This is a genomic window from Enterococcus sp. LJL120 (assembly GCF_054871765.1).
The window spans coordinates 1-15,862 of record NZ_JBTXLV010000007.1 but is presented as its reverse complement, the minus strand read 5'-3'; the positions used below and the strand labels follow the sequence as shown (position 1 = coordinate 15,862).

18 protein-coding genes are annotated in these 15,862 nt (G+C 40.0%); 3 read left to right on the top strand and 15 right to left on the bottom strand.

Translation table 11 applies throughout. The features are described 5' to 3' along the window. Positions 1-4: 4 nt before the first annotated feature. Complete coding sequence (locus tag ACYSNU_RS12255; RefSeq protein WP_461737505.1) at positions 5-883, top strand: YitT family protein; 879 nt, start codon at positions 5-7, stop codon at positions 881-883. A 184-nt stretch (positions 884-1,067) separates the two neighbouring features. Here the strand turns inward: ACYSNU_RS12255 and ACYSNU_RS12250 are convergent, their stop codons facing one another. The 3 genes from ACYSNU_RS12250 to ACYSNU_RS12240 are packed head-to-tail and all read right to left on the bottom strand — an operon-like array spanning position 1,068 to position 3,942. Continuing rightward, positions 1,068-1,637 carry a YpiB family protein gene (locus ACYSNU_RS12250; protein ID WP_265456915.1) on the bottom strand — a complete coding sequence of 190 codons (570 nt, stop codon included), beginning with the start codon at positions 1,635-1,637 and terminating at the stop codon, positions 1,068-1,070. Beyond that, the gene (locus ACYSNU_RS12245; protein ID WP_461737504.1) at positions 1,627-2,895 is read right to left on the bottom strand and encodes a tetratricopeptide repeat protein; all 1,269 of its coding nucleotides are present in this window, start codon (positions 2,893-2,895) and stop codon (positions 1,627-1,629) included. The genes ACYSNU_RS12250 and ACYSNU_RS12245 overlap by 11 nt, the downstream gene beginning before the upstream one ends. Before the next feature lie 9 nt (positions 2,896-2,904). Beyond that, complete coding sequence (locus ACYSNU_RS12240; protein ID WP_461737503.1) at positions 2,905-3,942, bottom strand: hypothetical protein; 1,038 nt, start codon at positions 3,940-3,942, stop codon at positions 2,905-2,907. A 240-nt stretch (positions 3,943-4,182) separates the two neighbouring features. Here ACYSNU_RS12240 and ACYSNU_RS12235 point away from each other — a divergent pair, with 240 nt between their 5' ends. After that, a complete protein-coding gene (locus ACYSNU_RS12235) occupies positions 4,183-4,695 on the top strand; it encodes a VanZ family protein (protein ID WP_461737502.1) in 513 nt (170 codons plus the stop codon). Between the two features lie 131 nt (positions 4,696-4,826). Here the strand turns inward: ACYSNU_RS12235 and ACYSNU_RS12230 are convergent, their stop codons facing one another. The 7 genes from ACYSNU_RS12230 to ACYSNU_RS12200 all read right to left on the bottom strand — a co-directional run bounded on the left by ACYSNU_RS12230 (position 4,827) and on the right by ACYSNU_RS12200 (position 12,368). Continuing rightward, complete coding sequence (locus tag ACYSNU_RS12230; RefSeq protein WP_265456908.1) at positions 4,827-5,102, bottom strand: HU family DNA-binding protein; 276 nt, start codon at positions 5,100-5,102, stop codon at positions 4,827-4,829. Between the two features lie 254 nt (positions 5,103-5,356). Next, the gene (gene der / locus ACYSNU_RS12225; RefSeq protein ID WP_461737501.1) at positions 5,357-6,667 is read right to left on the bottom strand and encodes a ribosome biogenesis GTPase Der; all 1,311 of its coding nucleotides are present in this window, start codon (positions 6,665-6,667) and stop codon (positions 5,357-5,359) included. 314 nt (positions 6,668-6,981) lie between these two features. Further along, complete coding sequence (rpsA, locus tag ACYSNU_RS12220; protein WP_461737500.1) at positions 6,982-8,196, bottom strand: 30S ribosomal protein S1; 1,215 nt, start codon at positions 8,194-8,196, stop codon at positions 6,982-6,984. A gap of 130 nt (positions 8,197-8,326) precedes the next feature. Beyond that, positions 8,327-8,998 carry a (d)CMP kinase gene (gene cmk, locus ACYSNU_RS12215; protein WP_461737499.1) on the bottom strand — a complete coding sequence of 224 codons (672 nt, stop codon included), beginning with the start codon at positions 8,996-8,998 and terminating at the stop codon, positions 8,327-8,329. A 228-nt stretch (positions 8,999-9,226) separates the two neighbouring features. Further along, a complete protein-coding gene (locus ACYSNU_RS12210) occupies positions 9,227-9,766 on the bottom strand; it encodes an SAG1386/EF1546 family surface-associated protein (protein ID WP_461737498.1) in 540 nt (179 codons plus the stop codon). A 183-nt stretch (positions 9,767-9,949) separates the two neighbouring features. Then, positions 9,950-11,350 carry a RecQ family ATP-dependent DNA helicase gene (locus ACYSNU_RS12205; RefSeq protein WP_461737497.1) on the bottom strand — a complete coding sequence of 467 codons (1,401 nt, stop codon included), beginning with the start codon at positions 11,348-11,350 and terminating at the stop codon, positions 9,950-9,952. 4 nt (positions 11,351-11,354) lie between these two features. Then, the gene (locus ACYSNU_RS12200) at positions 11,355-12,368 is read right to left on the bottom strand and encodes a helix-turn-helix domain-containing protein (RefSeq protein ID WP_461737496.1); all 1,014 of its coding nucleotides are present in this window, start codon (positions 12,366-12,368) and stop codon (positions 11,355-11,357) included. A gap of 29 nt (positions 12,369-12,397) precedes the next feature. Here ACYSNU_RS12200 and ACYSNU_RS12195 point away from each other — a divergent pair, with 29 nt between their 5' ends. Continuing rightward, positions 12,398-12,607, top strand: coding sequence for a ferredoxin (locus tag ACYSNU_RS12195; RefSeq protein WP_265456897.1), 210 nt, complete (start codon positions 12,398-12,400; stop codon positions 12,605-12,607). A 155-nt stretch (positions 12,608-12,762) separates the two neighbouring features. On the opposite strand, the gene ACYSNU_RS12190 is transcribed toward ACYSNU_RS12195, so the two are convergent. From ACYSNU_RS12190 to ACYSNU_RS12170, 5 genes are read right to left on the bottom strand one after another with little or no spacing between them, the layout of a single operon-like run. Further along, positions 12,763-13,179 (bottom strand): rhodanese-like domain-containing protein, encoded by a 417-nt coding sequence (locus tag ACYSNU_RS12190; protein ID WP_461737495.1) that lies wholly within the window; start codon positions 13,177-13,179, stop codon positions 12,763-12,765. Positions 13,180-13,194: 15 nt separating this feature from the next. Further along, on the bottom strand, positions 13,195-14,163 hold the full coding sequence (locus ACYSNU_RS12185; protein WP_461737494.1) for an ROK family glucokinase: 969 nt from the start codon (positions 14,161-14,163) through the stop codon (positions 13,195-13,197). Continuing rightward, positions 14,163-14,375 (bottom strand): YqgQ family protein, encoded by a 213-nt coding sequence (locus tag ACYSNU_RS12180; RefSeq protein ID WP_265456894.1) that lies wholly within the window; start codon positions 14,373-14,375, stop codon positions 14,163-14,165. Before ACYSNU_RS12180 ends, ACYSNU_RS12185 begins: the two co-directional genes overlap by 1 nt. 21 nt (positions 14,376-14,396) lie before the next feature. After that, on the bottom strand, positions 14,397-15,092 hold the full coding sequence (locus tag ACYSNU_RS12175) for a rhomboid family intramembrane serine protease (protein WP_461737493.1): 696 nt from the start codon (positions 15,090-15,092) through the stop codon (positions 14,397-14,399). A gap of 15 nt (positions 15,093-15,107) precedes the next feature. Then, positions 15,108-15,647 (bottom strand): 5-formyltetrahydrofolate cyclo-ligase, encoded by a 540-nt coding sequence (locus ACYSNU_RS12170; RefSeq protein ID WP_461737492.1) that lies wholly within the window; start codon positions 15,645-15,647, stop codon positions 15,108-15,110. Between the last annotated feature and the right edge of the window lie 215 nt (positions 15,648-15,862).

Below are 15,862 nucleotides of genomic sequence, written 5' to 3'. Positions count from 1 at the left end.
GAGGATGGCTGTGAAAAGAGTTCGTGATGTGTCATTGATTATTATTGGAGCGGGGATTTATGCCTTTGGCTTAGTCTATTTAAATATTGCCAATCAATTGGCTGAAGGTGGCATTTCTGGGATTACCTTAATTCTGCGGGCCCTTTTTCAAATTGATCCCGCTTATTCCACACTGGTCATCAACATCCCTTTAATTTTAATCGGCCGGCGGGTTTTAGGAAATCAATCTTTTATTTACACAATTATCGGGACCTTGAGTCTCTCTGGTTTTTTATGGATTTGGCAACGAATTCCCATCGTTATTAATTTGCAGCATGATTTACTGATTGCTGCTTTATTAGCCGGTTTAACCGGCGGTGTCGGCAGCGGCTTAGTTTACCGTGTTGGTGGGACAACTGGCGGGACTGATATTATGGCACGGATTTTGGAGAAAAATTTCGGTGTCTCGATGGGGAAAACGATGTTTGGCTTTGATGTGATTGTTCTATTGCTTTCATTGAGTTATATCGATTTGAAATTAATGATGTATACTTTGATTGTTTCCTACGTTTTCAGTCGCGTCATCGATTCGATTTTAGATGGCGGGTATTCGGCCAAAGGTTTGATAATAATTTCCAATCAGAGCCAAGATATCGCACCAGTTTTGATGAAGGAGTTAGAACGAGGCCTGACCTTTTTAGAAGGCGCTGGCGGCTATTCTGAACACGAAAAACGGGTAATTTATATGGTAGTCAGCCCTCGAGAATTACGTCAGGTGAAAGAAATTGTGATTGGCGTTGACCCGAAAGCCTTCTTCTCTGTAATCAATGTCCACGAAGTTGAAGGAGAAGGCTTCACCTATTTAAAACCGCAGGTGAAATTATTTAAACCAAAAGCAAAATAAGGTTAAAAATCGAACCTGTGACATTGGTCTTTTTAACAGATGAAATCCCGAACTATATTATATTTGCTCCTGCGGTCCAATAGGTCCGAAACGCAAATGAACAATATCTAGTGGCTTTTACTAGATATTGTTCGTAAAGTTCGGCTCTGTTCTAACTAATGTCACAGTCTCGATTTTTTTTCAATCAATGTAATTTTTCAGCATCTGGCTCCCGCAGTTTTAACTTCAACTGATTAATTTCAGTTGATAATTCCAAGAAGCCATTTTGGTCGCCTTTTTCGATGGCCAAGTCGACTTGATGATACAATAAGTCAATTTTTTGCCGCAATTCCTCCTGTTGAAAGAAGCGTTCAATTTCTTCGGTGACCTCTGAGCTGATTTGTTCATTCCAAGGCGCTGCTGGATTGTCCTCCAAAATAGAAAGATACAAACTATTTTTCCAAGCATCTCTAAAAAAACATTCTAAATACAAGGGATTTTTCCAGTTTAAGCGAATCTCATGAAAAATTTGATCGCTGTCAAAAAAAGCTTTATCTTTGATAAACAGCGTCATAGCTGAACCCACAAAGGATTCATCGCGAATTTGCAAGCCGCGGGTCGTTTTTTCCGCTTGCTCGACAAAATGAACATTGGCTAAAATCGCCTCATGATTGGCTAAATAATTTAATATCCAAATCGTTTCCCGCTGTTTAAAGCTGACGTTTGCTACTAACCAGTTGAGAAAATTTTGTTTTTCCTTTACTTCAATAAGCATCCTGATCACCCTCCAAATCCTCTAAAATTGACGCAACCTCCAAATCACCCGGCTCATGGTGGAGATAGTGCTGCAATAAAGCCTTCGCCTGCGTTAAATTGCCTTCATCCCGTAGGAAAATTCCGTAATCCTTTAAAAATTCTGCTTCGTGTTCTAATTCGTGGGCGGCTTGTTCGTAATGGACCCGCGCCACATCAAAGTCCTCCAATTGTTCATAGGCCTTAGCCAAATTCCATTCGGCGTATGGATTGTCAGTTTCTTCCATGCGATTAATTGTGTCGACAACCTCTTGATAGCGCTCCTCGCTCAAGTAAAGATTACTTAAGGTCAACAAAGTTTCCTCTTGCTTTTCGCCTAGCTCCAAGGCCTGCAACAATAATTCTTCTGAGCGTTTTACATCATGCAAACGAAAGGCATTTTCCGAAGCGAAGTGATAGAGATCCACTTGAAAAGGATTTTCCCTGAGGCCTTCTTCAATCACATTCTGCGCTTCTTCCAACAATTCCTCCTCCTGTAAAGCCTCCGCTAAAAATAAATACAGGGATTGATACTGGGGATTAGTTTCTCTTAATTGTTGTAAATAATGAATCGCCTTTTGATTTTCTTTAATCTGCAAATAAGTAAATGCCAATTGAAATAGTCGGTCATCAGTGGCTTCCACCGCCACCGCAGCTTCTAGATAAGGAATCGCTTCTTCAAATTCGCCGGCCATCCCTAAGGCCGTCCCAATCCGTTCATCCATTAAAACACCACTGATTTCTGAAACTCCTTGATGAACTAATTTTTGATAGCGGGCAATTGCTTCACCAAATTGGTCGTTAGAAAAATACAATTCACCTAAAGCAAAATCAATTAAAGGTTCCTCTGGCAAATAAGTCTGCACTTCTAAGAGCTTCGCTTCGCTCACCTCAGGAATTCCTAACATCTGATATAAATCGGCGGTCACCAATAAACTTTGCGGATAAGCTTCATCATCAGTGGTCACTTTTTCTAAATACTCAAAGGCTTCCTCCACTTGATTATTGTCAATCGCAATCTCTGCCAAAGGAATATAAAAGGCTCCGGTCTCAGGGGAATTCTCCACCAATTGTGTGAAAATTTGCTGAGCTTCTTCTAAAAAGCCACGGGTTAACAATTCATCCCCTAAGGCCGCCAATAAATCGGCCTCATCGTGCTTTAAAGCCGCCTGCAAATGCTCTTGGGCTAAGACTAAATCCTCATTTTCAATGGCTTGAATTACTTTTTCGCTGTCTGTCATAATACGCTCCTACTCTTGTAAATAGCCTTGGTAATCTTCTAACATCGTAATTAACTCCTGGCTACTGGGAATTTCTCTTCCTTCTATTGTACCGATTTTTGCTAAAGTTAACAGTGATTCGCTTTTTTCTAAGACTTTTAAAACAGCCGCCGCATAGTCACCAATTAAAAAATTAGCCGGCAATTCTAATGGATAATCCAATCTTTTTAGCCATTGCAGGAAATTTAGATAATTAAAATTCAGCTGCTTTTGATTGATATTCCATAATAAATGAAATAAAATTCCCAAAAATTCCTTCATGCTATCCGATAATAGCTGACCGGCTTCGACCATATAAAAGGCTCGTTTAAATACTTGACCATACTCGTCTAGGGCAGCGCCATTTTTTTCGTAATAAGCAACTAGATTCACCAGCATCCCAGACAATGGCTTGCTTAAGACACTTTTTTCTTGGGGATAATTAAAAAATAATTCCTTTAAAAAATTCCGATCGACAAGAAGTCCGCACTTGATAAAAACTAATAAGTCCAAAAGCTTACCGGCAGTTTGCTCCTGAGTTAATGTCTGATCGAAAAAAACCAATTCCGGCAGATTTTGACTTTGTAAAATTGGTTGCTGTTTGGAATCGAGAATTTGCCCGCTGCCTAACAGGCCTTTTGCCAACGAACGTAATGAAATTGGCAAGAGCCAAAACTGGCTATCTAATAAGGTATTTTTTTGTAGATAATTAGTCAACTCGACAACGCCTTCATTTCCAAAAGCGATAAATAAAAAGTCTTGGCGCTTAAAACGCCCGACAAATTCTAATAAACTGGTTAATTCTTTTAACGAATTGCAGTTGCGGTGGTTGGGACAAATGTACCAATCAATGTCATCAGCCGCTGCTAATAATTGCGTCATTTTCATCGAAAATAAATCGTAATAGCGTTGGTTGGTGATAATCAATACATGCTTGTTGGCATAATCTAAATCAGCTAAACTGGCAGCTAAAGTTTCACCGTAAATTAACTGACTTTCTTTGCCAGCTTTTTTGAAACTTAATTCCATTGATTCCACCTCCCGCTTACTTATATTTTATCATAGCTGATGCTGTGAACCTATTAATATTGAAGAAATAAACAAATGATTTTCTTGTCAGACTGTTATTTCTATTAAGGTAAACTGACCTTGTAGAGTCGCAATTTCAAAAACTAAAAAAATTGCGTAAATCAGTCTGAGGGCCTATGAAAAAAATCGCCTTCGAGTGTACTATTATAAGTAGTACACTAAATTTTAAGGAGTAGAACTATGAAAAAAAATAAAGCAGCTGGCATTCTTTTACTTTGCTATTTAGTAGTGGTTGTTTGGATTATCTTATTTAAGGTCGCCACCTCTGTCAATACTGTCCAATTTTTTTTAGAGCATCCAAGCCGCAGCCTCAATCTAATTCCTTTTGGCGAATCCGTCATCGTGAATGGCAAAATTTATCTGCAGGAAATTATTTACAATACATTGATTTTTGTGCCCTTCGGCGGCCTATTGAGTCTTTATGACAAGCGGAGTTCGCTAATAAAAAAATTGCTTTATATCTTTAGTTTCAGTTTACTTTTAGAAACAGCGCAATATGTATTGGGAATTGGCGCAAGTGATATTACAGATGTACTGGTCAACACTTTGGGCGGCTTAATCGGTTTATTGATTTACCAGCTATTAAAACTTTTTGTCCCCGAAGTAAAATTGGACCGTCTACTTCTGCGTTTGGGCAGCGTCATTTTTTTAGCGGGACTGTTGTTTATTTGCTTTATGCTCCTAGTAAATTAATGAATTTTTGAAACTAGAAAAATCAAATAAAACTTTTCAATCAATTCTACAGTTCTTTTATTTGAGTGTCTGAGAAAGAAATTCCAGCCAACAAAAAAACCCTTGATTAACAAGGGTTCAAAGTGTCAGTCTTATTTAACTGCATCTTTAAGTGCTTTACCTGGTTTGAATGCAGGTACTTTGCTAGCTGGAATTTCGATTTCTTCACCAGTTTGAGGGTTACGTCCTTTACGTGCAGCACGTTCGCGCACTTCGAAGTTACCAAAACCGATCAATTGAACTTTTTCACCGTTAGCTAAAGCATCTTGAATAGTTGCGAAGACTGCATCTACTGCTGCAGTTGCGTCTTTTTTTGTTAATTCAGTAGCTGCTGCAACTTTTTCGATTAATTCTGCTTTGTTTGCCATGGATAGTTTCACCTCCTCGACAATAAAATTTGATGTTAAACATCTTTAGTTCGTTTTTTTGAGTGGTCCAAAAAAGTGAACTACAAATATTGATTTGGTTCAATATTCTTTCTAAACGATATCATAAGAACCCTTTTATAGCAAGGGTTTAGACAGATTTTTCATCGTTTTTAGACAGCTTTTTGTCCAAATAAATAAAATCGCCGAAAATCGCTATTATTCTTTTACAAAAATAACCAACTGTGTTAAAATGCCTATTTTCTGCGGCGAGGGATGATTTTAATCGGTGTCCCCTCAAAGGCGAAGGCCTTGCGGATTTGATTTTCTAAAAAGCGGGAATAAGAAAAATGCATCAATTCTTCTTCATTGACAAAAATTACAAAAGTTGGTGGTTTGACAGCTACTTGTGTCGCATAAAAAATCTTCAAGCGTTTGCCCTTGTCAGTCGGTGTTGGATTGATGGCAACAGCATCCATAATAATATCATTTAAGACAGCTGATGGTACCCGCAGATTTTGATTATAGCTGACTTCTTCAATTAAAGCCGGCAATTGATTTAGCCGCTGCTTAGTTACAGCAGAAACAAAAATAATCGGCGCATAATCTAAATATGCAAATTCTTCGCGGATTTCTTTTTCAAAATCTCGTAAAGTGTTGGTTTCTTTTTCAACGAGGTCCCATTTATTGACAACAATTACCATGCCGCGACCCGCTTCATGGGCATAACCTGCCACCCGTTTATCCTGTTCGCGGATTCCTTCGTGGGCATTTAGCACCATCAAGACAATATCTGAACGATCAATCGCCCGCATGGCCCGCATAACGCTGTATTTTTCAGTATTTTCATACACTTTACCCCGTTTGCGCATACCAGCTGTATCAATCATTAAAAATTTCTGGCCGGTTTCTGAAACAAAACGGGTGTCGATGGCGTCTCTGGTAGTCCCCTCAATTTCTGAAACAATTACGCGATCTTCACCGAGAATTGCATTGATTAAAGAAGATTTTCCAACGTTTGGGCGGCCAATCAAACTAAATTTAATGACATCGTCTTCTTCAACCTCAGCTTCTGTTGAAAAATGTTTGACAGCTTCATCTAACAAGTCACCAATTCCGAGACCGTGGCTACCAGAAATCGGTAACGGCTCGCCTAATCCTAAAGAATAAAATTCATAGACTTCACTGCGCATTTCAGGATTATCCACTTTATTGACGCCAAGAATCACCGGTTTATTGCTGCGATATAAAATTTTCGCGACAGATTCGTCGGCATCGGTAATGCCTTCACGCCCACTGACAACGAAAATAATCACATCGGCTTCATCAATCGCAATTTCTGCTTGATGCTTAATCTGATCCATGAAGGGTTCATCTCCAAGATCGATTCCTCCAGTATCAATAATGCTGAACTCACGGCCCAGCCATTCTCCCGTCGCATAAATTCGGTCTCTGGTTACCCCTGGTGTATCTTCAACGATTGAAATTCGTTCTCCGGCAATCCGGTTAAAAATTGTAGATTTTCCGACATTCGGCCGCCCTACAATGGCGATAGTTGGATTTGACATATATACTCTCCTCTAAGATGTTGTAACTTTTAAAAAAACTTTCCGCTGATATTACTTGGCATTGCTGAATAAATTTCTTTAACAACCAGTAAACATCGAAAAAAACTTTCATAAGCTTTTCAGTACAGCGACTTTTTTACTTATGTCACAACCTCCGTCATTTCACAATTGCTTTACAATCTCAACTAGTTTAACGAATCTTTTGTTAAGTTGCAAGAATAATTCCGTTTGACTGCGCTTAATCAGCTCCAGCAATCATTTTTTTCCAATAAAAAACCAGACAGCTTGTGAAAGCCATCTGGTCTGCAATCATTTTAATCTTCAGAATCTTGATTTTTTAAAGCTTCCCCTAAAATATCCCCCATGGTAAAGCCAGTATTTTCCTCTGGCAATTCATAGCTTTCAACTTCTGGGTCTTCCACCTTTGAATCCTCTGGTTTTTCTTCCAAAGCCTTAATGCTTAAAGCAATCCGATGTTCGTTTGGATTCACTTCTAAGACCTTCACTTGAATTTCATCCCCTTCATGCAACACTTCATGAGGTGTCGCAATATGTTTATGGGAAATTTGTGAAATATGCACTAAACCTTCTACACCAGGGAACACTTCCACAAAGGCGCCAAAGCTTGTCAGACGTTTTACCACACCGTCTAGCACGCTACCGGCTGCAGCTTTTTCTTCAATATCTGACCAAGGTCCAGGCAAGGTGTCTTTAATAGAAAGAGAAACTCTTTCTTCATCAGGATTAATCGCCAAAATTTTCACGTTGACTTTATCACCGACAGATAAAACATCACTTGGTTTGTCTACGTGATTGTGGGCAATTTCGGATACGTGAACCAAGCCATCAATGCCACCTAAATCAACGAAGGCTCCAAAGTCAGTTAAACGAGCGACTGTTCCTTCAACAGTTGCGCCAACTTCAAGATTTGCTAATACTTCGTGTTTTTTCTCTTCTTTTTCGGCTTCGACAACTGCCCGATGGGAGAGAATCAAACGATTTTCTGAAGGTTCGATTTCGACAATCTTCAAAGTCAACGTTTGTCCTTTGTAGTCTGAGAAATCTTCGATGAAATGATCTTCAACCATTGATGCTGGTACGAACCCGCGTACGCCGACATCAACCACTAGACCACCTTTAACAATATTGGTAACAGGTGCTTCTAGAATCTTACCTGCTTTGAAATCTTCTTCAATTTGTTCCCAAACTTTTTTCGCATCAATGCGACGTTTAGACAACAAATAGTTTCCGTTCTCTTTGTCTTTACCAATTGGGGCAATTACCACCAATTCCATAACATCGCCAACTTTTGCAAGTTCATTGATGTCATCCACAGGTAATGTCGATAGTTCTTTTGCTGGGACCACGCCTTCTACCCCGGCACCTTCTATCCCAACGATAATTTGTTTGTCTTCGATTGCTAAAACTTCACCCTTAACAATATCGCCGACCTTTACTTCGTGGAAACTACTTAAAGCATCCTCCATCGTTTCATTGCCTAAATCTTGCTTTTCATCAAATTCTGTCATGACATTGATCCTCCTAACCAACAGATGTCCAAAATAACACTCTATTACTAGTTTAATTGATATTTGTCAAAAAATAAAGCGATTTCTGAAAATTTCTTAACTTTGTAATTTTTGCGGCTGCTTTTTGCTATTAAAAGCCCTTATCTGTAACTATTTCCTCAATTTTTTCTACCACTTGAGGAATCGTCAAGCCTGTTGTGTCCAACAATACCGCATCTTCTGCTTGTTTTAATGGCGAAACTTCTCTAGTAGAATCTAAAAAATCGCGTTTTTCAATTTCGGTTTTTAGGATATCAAATGGTGTCTCAATCCCATTTTCAATATTTTCTTTATAACGTCTTTCAGCCCGCTCTGTCACGCTGGCAACCAGAAAAATTTTGACTTCTGCTCGTGGCAAGACTTGTGTGCCGATATCGCGCCCATCCATCACAACTCCGCCATCTTCAGCTATTTCCTGTTGCTGAAAAACTAATTTTTCCCGAACCAAGGCTTGGGCAGAAACTTCTGAGACGGCATTGGTGACCTCCGGCTGTCGGATTGCCAAGGTACAGTCCTGTTCTTCAATGAAAACCAGTTGACCATGCTCTCCTTGTTTAAAACGAATCGGAAACTCTTCAATTAATTTCACCAAGCCCGCTTGGTTATTTAAAGCGACTTGATGCTTTAAAGCTAAATATGTAACACTGCGATACATGGCCCCTGTATCAATATAAATAAAGCCTAATTTTTTAGCCAAAATTTTTGCGACGGTACTTTTGCCAGATGACGCGGGGCCATCGATTGCGATATTGAATTTTTTCATGATTCGACTCCTCTTTTAAACTAAAACAAAAAAGATGAGCCTGTGACACTAGTCCTTTTAACAGATGAAATCCCGAACTATATTTTATTTGCTCCTGCGGTCCAGTAGGTCCGAATTGCAAATTAACAATATTTAGTGGTTTTCACTAGATACCGTGCATAAAGTTCGGCTCTGTTCTAACTAATGTCACAGCCTCCTCTTCAAATGATTGATTGTGCACCTAACCCCTTAGGAAATCCGCAATTCTTCACCGGGCATGATTACGGAATTTGCATTTAAGTTATTTAACTCATAAACAGTCTCTAAAGAAACACCATTCCGTTGAGCGAAAGTATATAGTCCATCACCCGCTTGAACTGTGGCGTAAACGGCGTCACTGTCGGTGGCGTTGTTATCAGTAGTATCACTTTCAGAATCAGTCGTCATTGTAGTGTCTTCACTAGATTCAGTTGCCGCTGTCTCTTCTGATGAAGTAGTAGTATCACTTGTCACTTGAGAACTGCTGGTTGAAGTTTCAGAGGTAGCAGGTGTCGCTGAATTGCTGCTATCGTAGCGCAGAAATAACAGCCAGCCGATAATAATCACGGCCATCAACGCCAACATGGTCAATAATAATTTTACAAAAAGCACGTTGCCGGTTTTCTTTTTACGATGTTGGCTACGGGAGCCGGTCACTTCATAATCGGTATCATAGATGGGTTGTTCCCATGGTTTTTTTTCAGAATTTTCACTTTTGCCTTTGCCGCCTTGTTTGTCTTTCTTGCTCAAGTTTCTTTTACCTCCCAGTTATCGTTAAGGATTTCTCTCTATATTAAATGAATATTCATTTTTAAAAAATCACAATTGCTAAAATTGCTTGCAGCAGACTCTTAATTTTAGCGAGCCCTCACACTGTCGTTCGTTATTATAGCATATCCCGCAAATCTCTGTCCTTTAGATTTTCAGATTAATTTATTCTTTAAATAATTTTAGCAAAACCTCCTGCCAGCTAAGCAAAGTTTTTTCAACTGTAGAAATTTCCGTTGACTTTTCCAGCATCTGAGCCTGATGAAAATCACAACAATTTCTGGGAATTTCCTTCATGCTTTCAGCGAAATAGTCCAGCATTTTTGCTCTGCGGCAGCCGCTTGCTTGAATGTAGTCCAGCATGTGATTGAGCTGTAAAAATTTATCAGATTCATGCTGGGTCAAGCGCTGGATAATCGCCTCTGATTGTTCCATCTGACTTTCAGCATACCACTTGCGTTGCAGTTCAGAAAAATTATTTTCGTCAACATTTGGTTGCTGGATTAAAAATTGGAAGACTCGTCGTTCCTCTTGCCGCTGTTTTTGAAAATAATAATGCAGACTTTCATCACCAGTTTGATACAGCAAAATCGCTTGGCTGGCCTGCCCATCACGACCAGCCCGCCCAATCTCTTGGACATAATTTTCCTGACTGTCGGACAAATCATAATGAATGATGCTGCGGATATCGGCTTTGTTAATACCCATTCCAAAAGCGTTAGTGGCTACTAGCCAATCCAGCTGCCCTTCGGTGAATTGCTGTTGCAATTGCCTACGCTCATTACTAGCCAGGCCTCCATGATAATAACCGATTCTCAAATTTAGCTTAAACTCTTGATAAATTTCCTCCACCATTTTACGGGTCCCGCAATAAATAATGCCGGGAGCGGCTACTTTATGTACAAGTTTTTTTAAGGCAGCAGACTTACCTTCCGTTTTCTCTACAAACAAGGCAATATTATCCCGCTCGACTGACCCTTGATAAAAATAAAAATCATCATAAAAAAATAAATTCTGAATATCGGCGATAACCTTAGGTGTCGCCGTGGCCGTCAAACCCAATAGTAAAGGATTCTCTAATTGCTGCAGGACCTTCGCCAATTGACGATACTCTGGCCGAAAATCATTGCCCCACAAAGAGACACAGTGGATTTCATCTATCACCAGTTGGGCAATAGTCAGTTGCTGCACCTTTTGCAAAACCTGGGGCTGCAAAAACATTTCTGGACTCATAAAAATAAAACGAAATTGCTCTAGGTGTTCTAAGAGCCACTTTTTTTCAGCAAAGCTGTTGGAGCTGTTTAAGGCGATGACCGCCTTTTCCCCTTGCTTTTGCAACTGTAACACTTGGTCTTCCATCAAAGAAATTAATGGGGAAATAATAATGGTGCTCCCAGCTAACAGATAGCCGCTAAATTGATAACATAGAGACTTGCCGCTACCAGTTGGCAAAATTCCTAGAGCATTTTTGCCCTCTAATAAGGCTGTAATTAGTTCCTTTTGCCCCGGGCGAAATTGCTGCAGCTGAAATTTTTCCTGTAAAATATTTTCTAGTGATTGCCCCACTGTCCTACCCCTTCTTTTTGAAAAAATCAATTTGACACAGGCGAAAAGCTAAATAATCCAACGAACTACTGCCAGCAAGTTCTTTATAATTCCAAGTGTCAGGCGGCCAAGAAAGCTTCGCTAATTCCGCCTTTACAGCGGCTGGTACAAAGGCTGCCGTCGGAAAATGCTGATCTTGAATAGCCCATTCAATCAAATGATCATTGATCGTGCCGATTTTTAAGTGGCGCTTAGCGGCAATTTCAGCAGGTTTCTGCCCCTGTTGTGCTAGAAATTTGGTCTGCTGCATGCTTTGATTGAGATTTTGTAAACTATAGGGCGCCAGTAAATCACTTAAAAGTGGCGGCTGATTTTTTTCAATCAAGTCAAAAAAATAATGAAGCTGACTGCGAGCGCTTAAAGCAGCCAGTGGGTCATTGGCTTGCCCTGATAATTGAAAAGTGAGCGAGCCTAACAGCTGATACCCACTGAATTGGCGAGCTAGAAAATCAGCCGTTTCTTGGGGCATCTGCACAAAAATTTCTGTTAATTCTTGTGGCAGCTGTTTGATTAAGGTTTCTTTGGAAACTTTTTTTAACCACTTTTTCTGCTGGTTGATTAACAGCGGATTATTTTCAATCGGAACATATTGATTATTGTGGAAGCTCAGCTGAGAAACTACCTGCACCGCTAGTTTAACACTGCGCCACATTTCCTCCTCTGACCGGCCATAACGATAACTATTAAAGTGTTCCAGTGGGTACTGGGCCAAGAGCTCCGCTAAAACGGCTTTTCCTAATGCCGTTAACTCCAAATATTCGCCACTACGAATGAGATATTTTTTTTCAAGCAGCTGTGAAAGCTGCTGCTGATATTCCTCTTGGGAAAGTTTTGGATAGAGGCCTAAGAAGTTGAGATTGTGTTGAAAAAAACCAAAGAGCAGGACTGAAGTCGAGCCTTTCCCTTTTAACAAATGAAACAATGTCGTTTCCTTAAGCTTGTTCCCAGCTTGAAACAAGAGTAAAATAGTTTTAGCCATAATACACCCCTTGAAAGGTTGGAAAATCTGTGAAGTGTCTGATTGTACCTGAAAAATGTATCGCCTGCGGACTTTGTCAAATCGTCGCACCGGAAATTTTTGATTATGATGATGATGGCATTGTGCTTTTTAAACAAGAGCCCGAGGCCCAGCAGCAATTCATCGCTGAGGCAGCTAGACCGGCCCTTTTAGAAGCCTACCGAAAATGTCCGGTGCGGGCAATCCTCATCGAAAAATAAATGCAACTTCCATTATACTAAAATCAGATAAAGAGAACCAGCCTGTTTTTTTAGGCTGGTTCTCTTTGAAATATGTCGAAATTTTTTATTCTGACAAAGTTGAACTTCAACTTAAAAACTTGACGAATCCTTCCTCTTGAAAAAGACGACAACTGCTAAACATTTTTTTTCTTTTTAACTTTGCCTTCCCAGCCATCATAGCCTTCTTTTAATAAGAATAAGTTTTTAAAACCAGCTTTTCTTAATTGATTGGCCATGCGGATGCTCAGAGCTTTTCGCTGATCGTAAATATAGATTGGCTGATCTTTTCTTAAAGAATCGATGTATTGTTGGCGATAGCTTTTATCCTTAATCATTGTGTAAGGTAAATTACGAGCGCCTAAAATGTGACCCGCATCAAACGTATCTTTTTGTCTGACATCAATCACTTGGGCCTTTCGCAAGCCCTCACGAAATTCATCTTGATTTAACCAGGTGGCTGACCGTTTAGCCATTATACGCAAATAGCCTTCATATGCTCCCCAAATAACTAAAAGTCCTAAGAGGAAAAAATTCAAATACCATAAATTCATTTTAAAACGCTCCTTCTAATCCTGATCAAAATCTAAAGCTAATGAAGCGGCACCGATAACGCCTGCATCATTACCCAATTGGGCTAATTTAATTTGAGTGCTCTCTCTGACTTGCGGGAAAGTAAATTCTTTAAAGTAGTTTTCCACCCGAACTCGTAAAAATTCACCGGCAGCTGAGACGCCGCCGCCTAAAACAATACTCGCTGGGTTCAATGTATTTCCTAAATTGCCGCAGGCTAAGCCTAAAAAGAAACAAACGCGATCGACAACCATTAAGGCAAAGGGATCATCACTTTGAGCCGCTTCAAAAACATCTTTACTAGTAACGGCTTGACCATCATCCAAATTCGCTTTCAGTTGAGAATCTCCAGCATATTCTTCGGCTAGTTGGCGGGCAACCCGCACAACGCCCGTTGCACTGGAGACTGTTTCCAAGCAGCCTCTCTTGCCGCAGGTACATTCAAAGCCGTTCGGATCAACTGTTACATGACCAATTTCGCCGGCACAGCCAGCAACACCGTGTAATAATTTCCCTTCGGCGATAATGCCGCCGCCGACACCAGTCCCTAAGGTAATGAAGATGACATCAGGATTATTTTCACCAGCGCCCTTCCAGCGTTCGCCTAAGGCTGCCACGTTGGCATCGTTATCAATCGCAAAACGAATGCCGGTTCCCACTTCGATTTGTTGGCGCACATTTTGCAAGGTTGTCCAGTTTAAATTATAAGCGCCAATCACAGTCCCCGCCTGTCGGTCAACACTACCGGGAGTTCCCATGCCAATGCCAACAAAATCCCGCGGCTGCATGTCATATAAACCGAGATGATGATTGATGGATTCGACAATATCTGGCACAATATGGCTGCCGTCGTCTAAAATATTTGTGTCGATACTCCATTTTTGCTGGATATCGCCGGCCGCATTTAAAATAGCAAATTTTACTGTTGTGCCGCCTAAATCAATCCCAATGATTTTTTTCGTCATTACAAATTCTCCTCTTGTCTAGATTCTTCAATACGGTGCTCTCTTTTTAAAATGCGCCAAGCCGTCAGATAAACCTCCCGCTCAATCAAGCGGCCCTCATACAAATTTTGCAATTCAATTTGCATCAATTCAATATCATAAATTCGCTTGCCGACATAGACATAAATACCAAATTGTTTAAATAACTGCTGCACATCATATAAAGTTTTCATAAGAAGCCACGTCCTTAGCTATTATACAAGTAAACCGGAACTTTTTAAAGCTACCAAAACACAGATTATGCATAAAAAGATAAAAATGACACCACTGATAATTCTGAGATGCACCGAAAAATTGCCACGATTTTTCGGCAGGGCGATAATTGCCGCAGTTAACGCACCTCCAAGCAAGCCTCCTAAGTGACCATAAAAATCCACATTGATAAACAAGCCGGAAATTAAATTGAGAAAAACCAATAAAATAAAGTTGCGCATCATGACACTCACTGCCGGATTATTACGAAAATGGTAACCAAAGACTAAAAATGCGCCAAAAAGTCCCATATTGGCGGTGGAGACTCCGGCTGAAAGAACATTCGGATTGTTAAAGGCAAAGGAAAAAACATTGCCTAAGAGCCCACTGAAGAAAAAGATAGCTAAAAAGCGGCCATGGCCAAATAGCATTTCAATTTGCCGGCCTAAAAAATACAGCACAATCATATTGAAGACAATATGTTCTAAATTAAAATGTAAAAACATCGGCGTTACAAACCGCCAATATTGATGGAATTCGATAATTGCGTAACGGCTCATTCCGCCGCTGTAAACTAAATTCAAACTCGGTAGCAGCCAGCCAATCACAAAGATTAGCACTTCAATAGCCACTAAAGCATATGTTATAAATGGTTTATTCAGCCAACGCTTCAGCTGCATTTGTTGTTGATAATTCAAACCCATTCCTTCTTTCTATTCATCTGTAATCAGCAAGTCAACCGGCAAGTCAAATGCCTCAGCCTGCCAATCATCAAACAGCTGTTCAGCAAAAACCAAGCTGATTGTCTGCCCTTGATAATTCATTAGAAAACGATCATAAAAACCGCCGCCAAAGCCAATTCGATAGCCTGATGGTTTAAAGACGACACCTGGGACAATCAATAGGTCCGGCTCATCCAAAAAAATATCCGTATGTAATGGTTCTTTAATCCCAAATTTGCTTAGCTTGTATTCCGTTTTTTCAGAAATCTCGATAAAATGCAGCTGCCGTTTCGGATAAGTCTTCGGTAAGGCGACCTTCTTGCCAGTTTTTATAGCCGCTTCAATAATCGGCAGAGTATTCAGCTCAGCGGCTGTCGAAAAGGTGATACCAATTGATTTTGCTCCACGCCATTGGCCACTGTCAAACAATTTTTGATAAATTCTCGCTTCTTTGGCTTGTTTGTTGTGGGGCTGGTGCGCCAGCTTGTCCAGACGCTGGATGCCAAGTTTTCTAATTGTCGTTTTATCCATTCCCTCACCTCTCTCAAGAATAGTACCTAAAAACAAGGATTTCCGCAAACCTTCTATTAAAAAAAATAAAAAAACTGAAAAACAGTTACAGACTGTAGACAAATAGACTTTTAGAAGTAAAATTCTTCTAAAAGCCTATTTTTTGTTTTACTCATTCAAATTTGGGCAAAAAAATAAAGGCCTTCTGCCTTTAACTTAGCCAGGTGGCTAATTTC

Excerpts from the sequence above, each read along its gene's own strand:
- ACYSNU_RS12235 (WP_461737502.1), top strand. The coding sequence starts at position 4,183 with ATGAAAAAAAATAAAGCAGCTGGCATTCTTTTACTTTGCTATTTAGTA.
- cmk (WP_461737499.1), bottom strand. The coding sequence starts at position 8,998 with ATGAAAAAATTCAATATCGCAATCGATGGCCCCGCGTCATCTGGCAAA.
- ACYSNU_RS12200 (WP_461737496.1), bottom strand. The coding sequence starts at position 12,368 with ATGGCTAAAACTATTTTACTCTTGTTTCAAGCTGGGAACAAGCTTAAG.
- ACYSNU_RS12245 (WP_461737504.1), bottom strand. The coding sequence starts at position 2,895 with ATGACAGACAGCGAAAAAGTAATTCAAGCCATTGAAAATGAGGATTTA.
- ACYSNU_RS12230 (WP_265456908.1), bottom strand. The coding sequence starts at position 5,102 with ATGGCAAACAAAGCAGAATTAATCGAAAAAGTTGCAGCAGCTACTGAA.
- ACYSNU_RS12170 (WP_461737492.1), bottom strand. The coding sequence starts at position 15,647 with ATGGATAAAACGACAATTAGAAAACTTGGCATCCAGCGTCTGGACAAG.
- ACYSNU_RS12240 (WP_461737503.1), bottom strand. The coding sequence starts at position 3,942 with ATGGAATTAAGTTTCAAAAAAGCTGGCAAAGAAAGTCAGTTAATTTAC.
- rpsA (WP_461737500.1), bottom strand. The coding sequence starts at position 8,196 with ATGACAGAATTTGATGAAAAGCAAGATTTAGGCAATGAAACGATGGAG.
- ACYSNU_RS12185 (WP_461737494.1), bottom strand. The coding sequence starts at position 14,163 with ATGACGAAAAAAATCATTGGGATTGATTTAGGCGGCACAACAGTAAAA.
- ACYSNU_RS12250 (WP_265456915.1), bottom strand. The coding sequence starts at position 1,637 with ATGCTTATTGAAGTAAAGGAAAAACAAAATTTTCTCAACTGGTTAGTA.
- ACYSNU_RS12255 (WP_461737505.1), top strand. The coding sequence starts at position 5 with ATGGCTGTGAAAAGAGTTCGTGATGTGTCATTGATTATTATTGGAGCG.
- ACYSNU_RS12190 (WP_461737495.1), bottom strand. The coding sequence starts at position 13,179 with ATGAATTTATGGTATTTGAATTTTTTCCTCTTAGGACTTTTAGTTATT.
- ACYSNU_RS12180 (WP_265456894.1), bottom strand. The coding sequence starts at position 14,375 with ATGAAAACTTTATATGATGTGCAGCAGTTATTTAAACAATTTGGTATT.
- der (WP_461737501.1), bottom strand. The coding sequence starts at position 6,667 with ATGTCAAATCCAACTATCGCCATTGTAGGGCGGCCGAATGTCGGAAAA.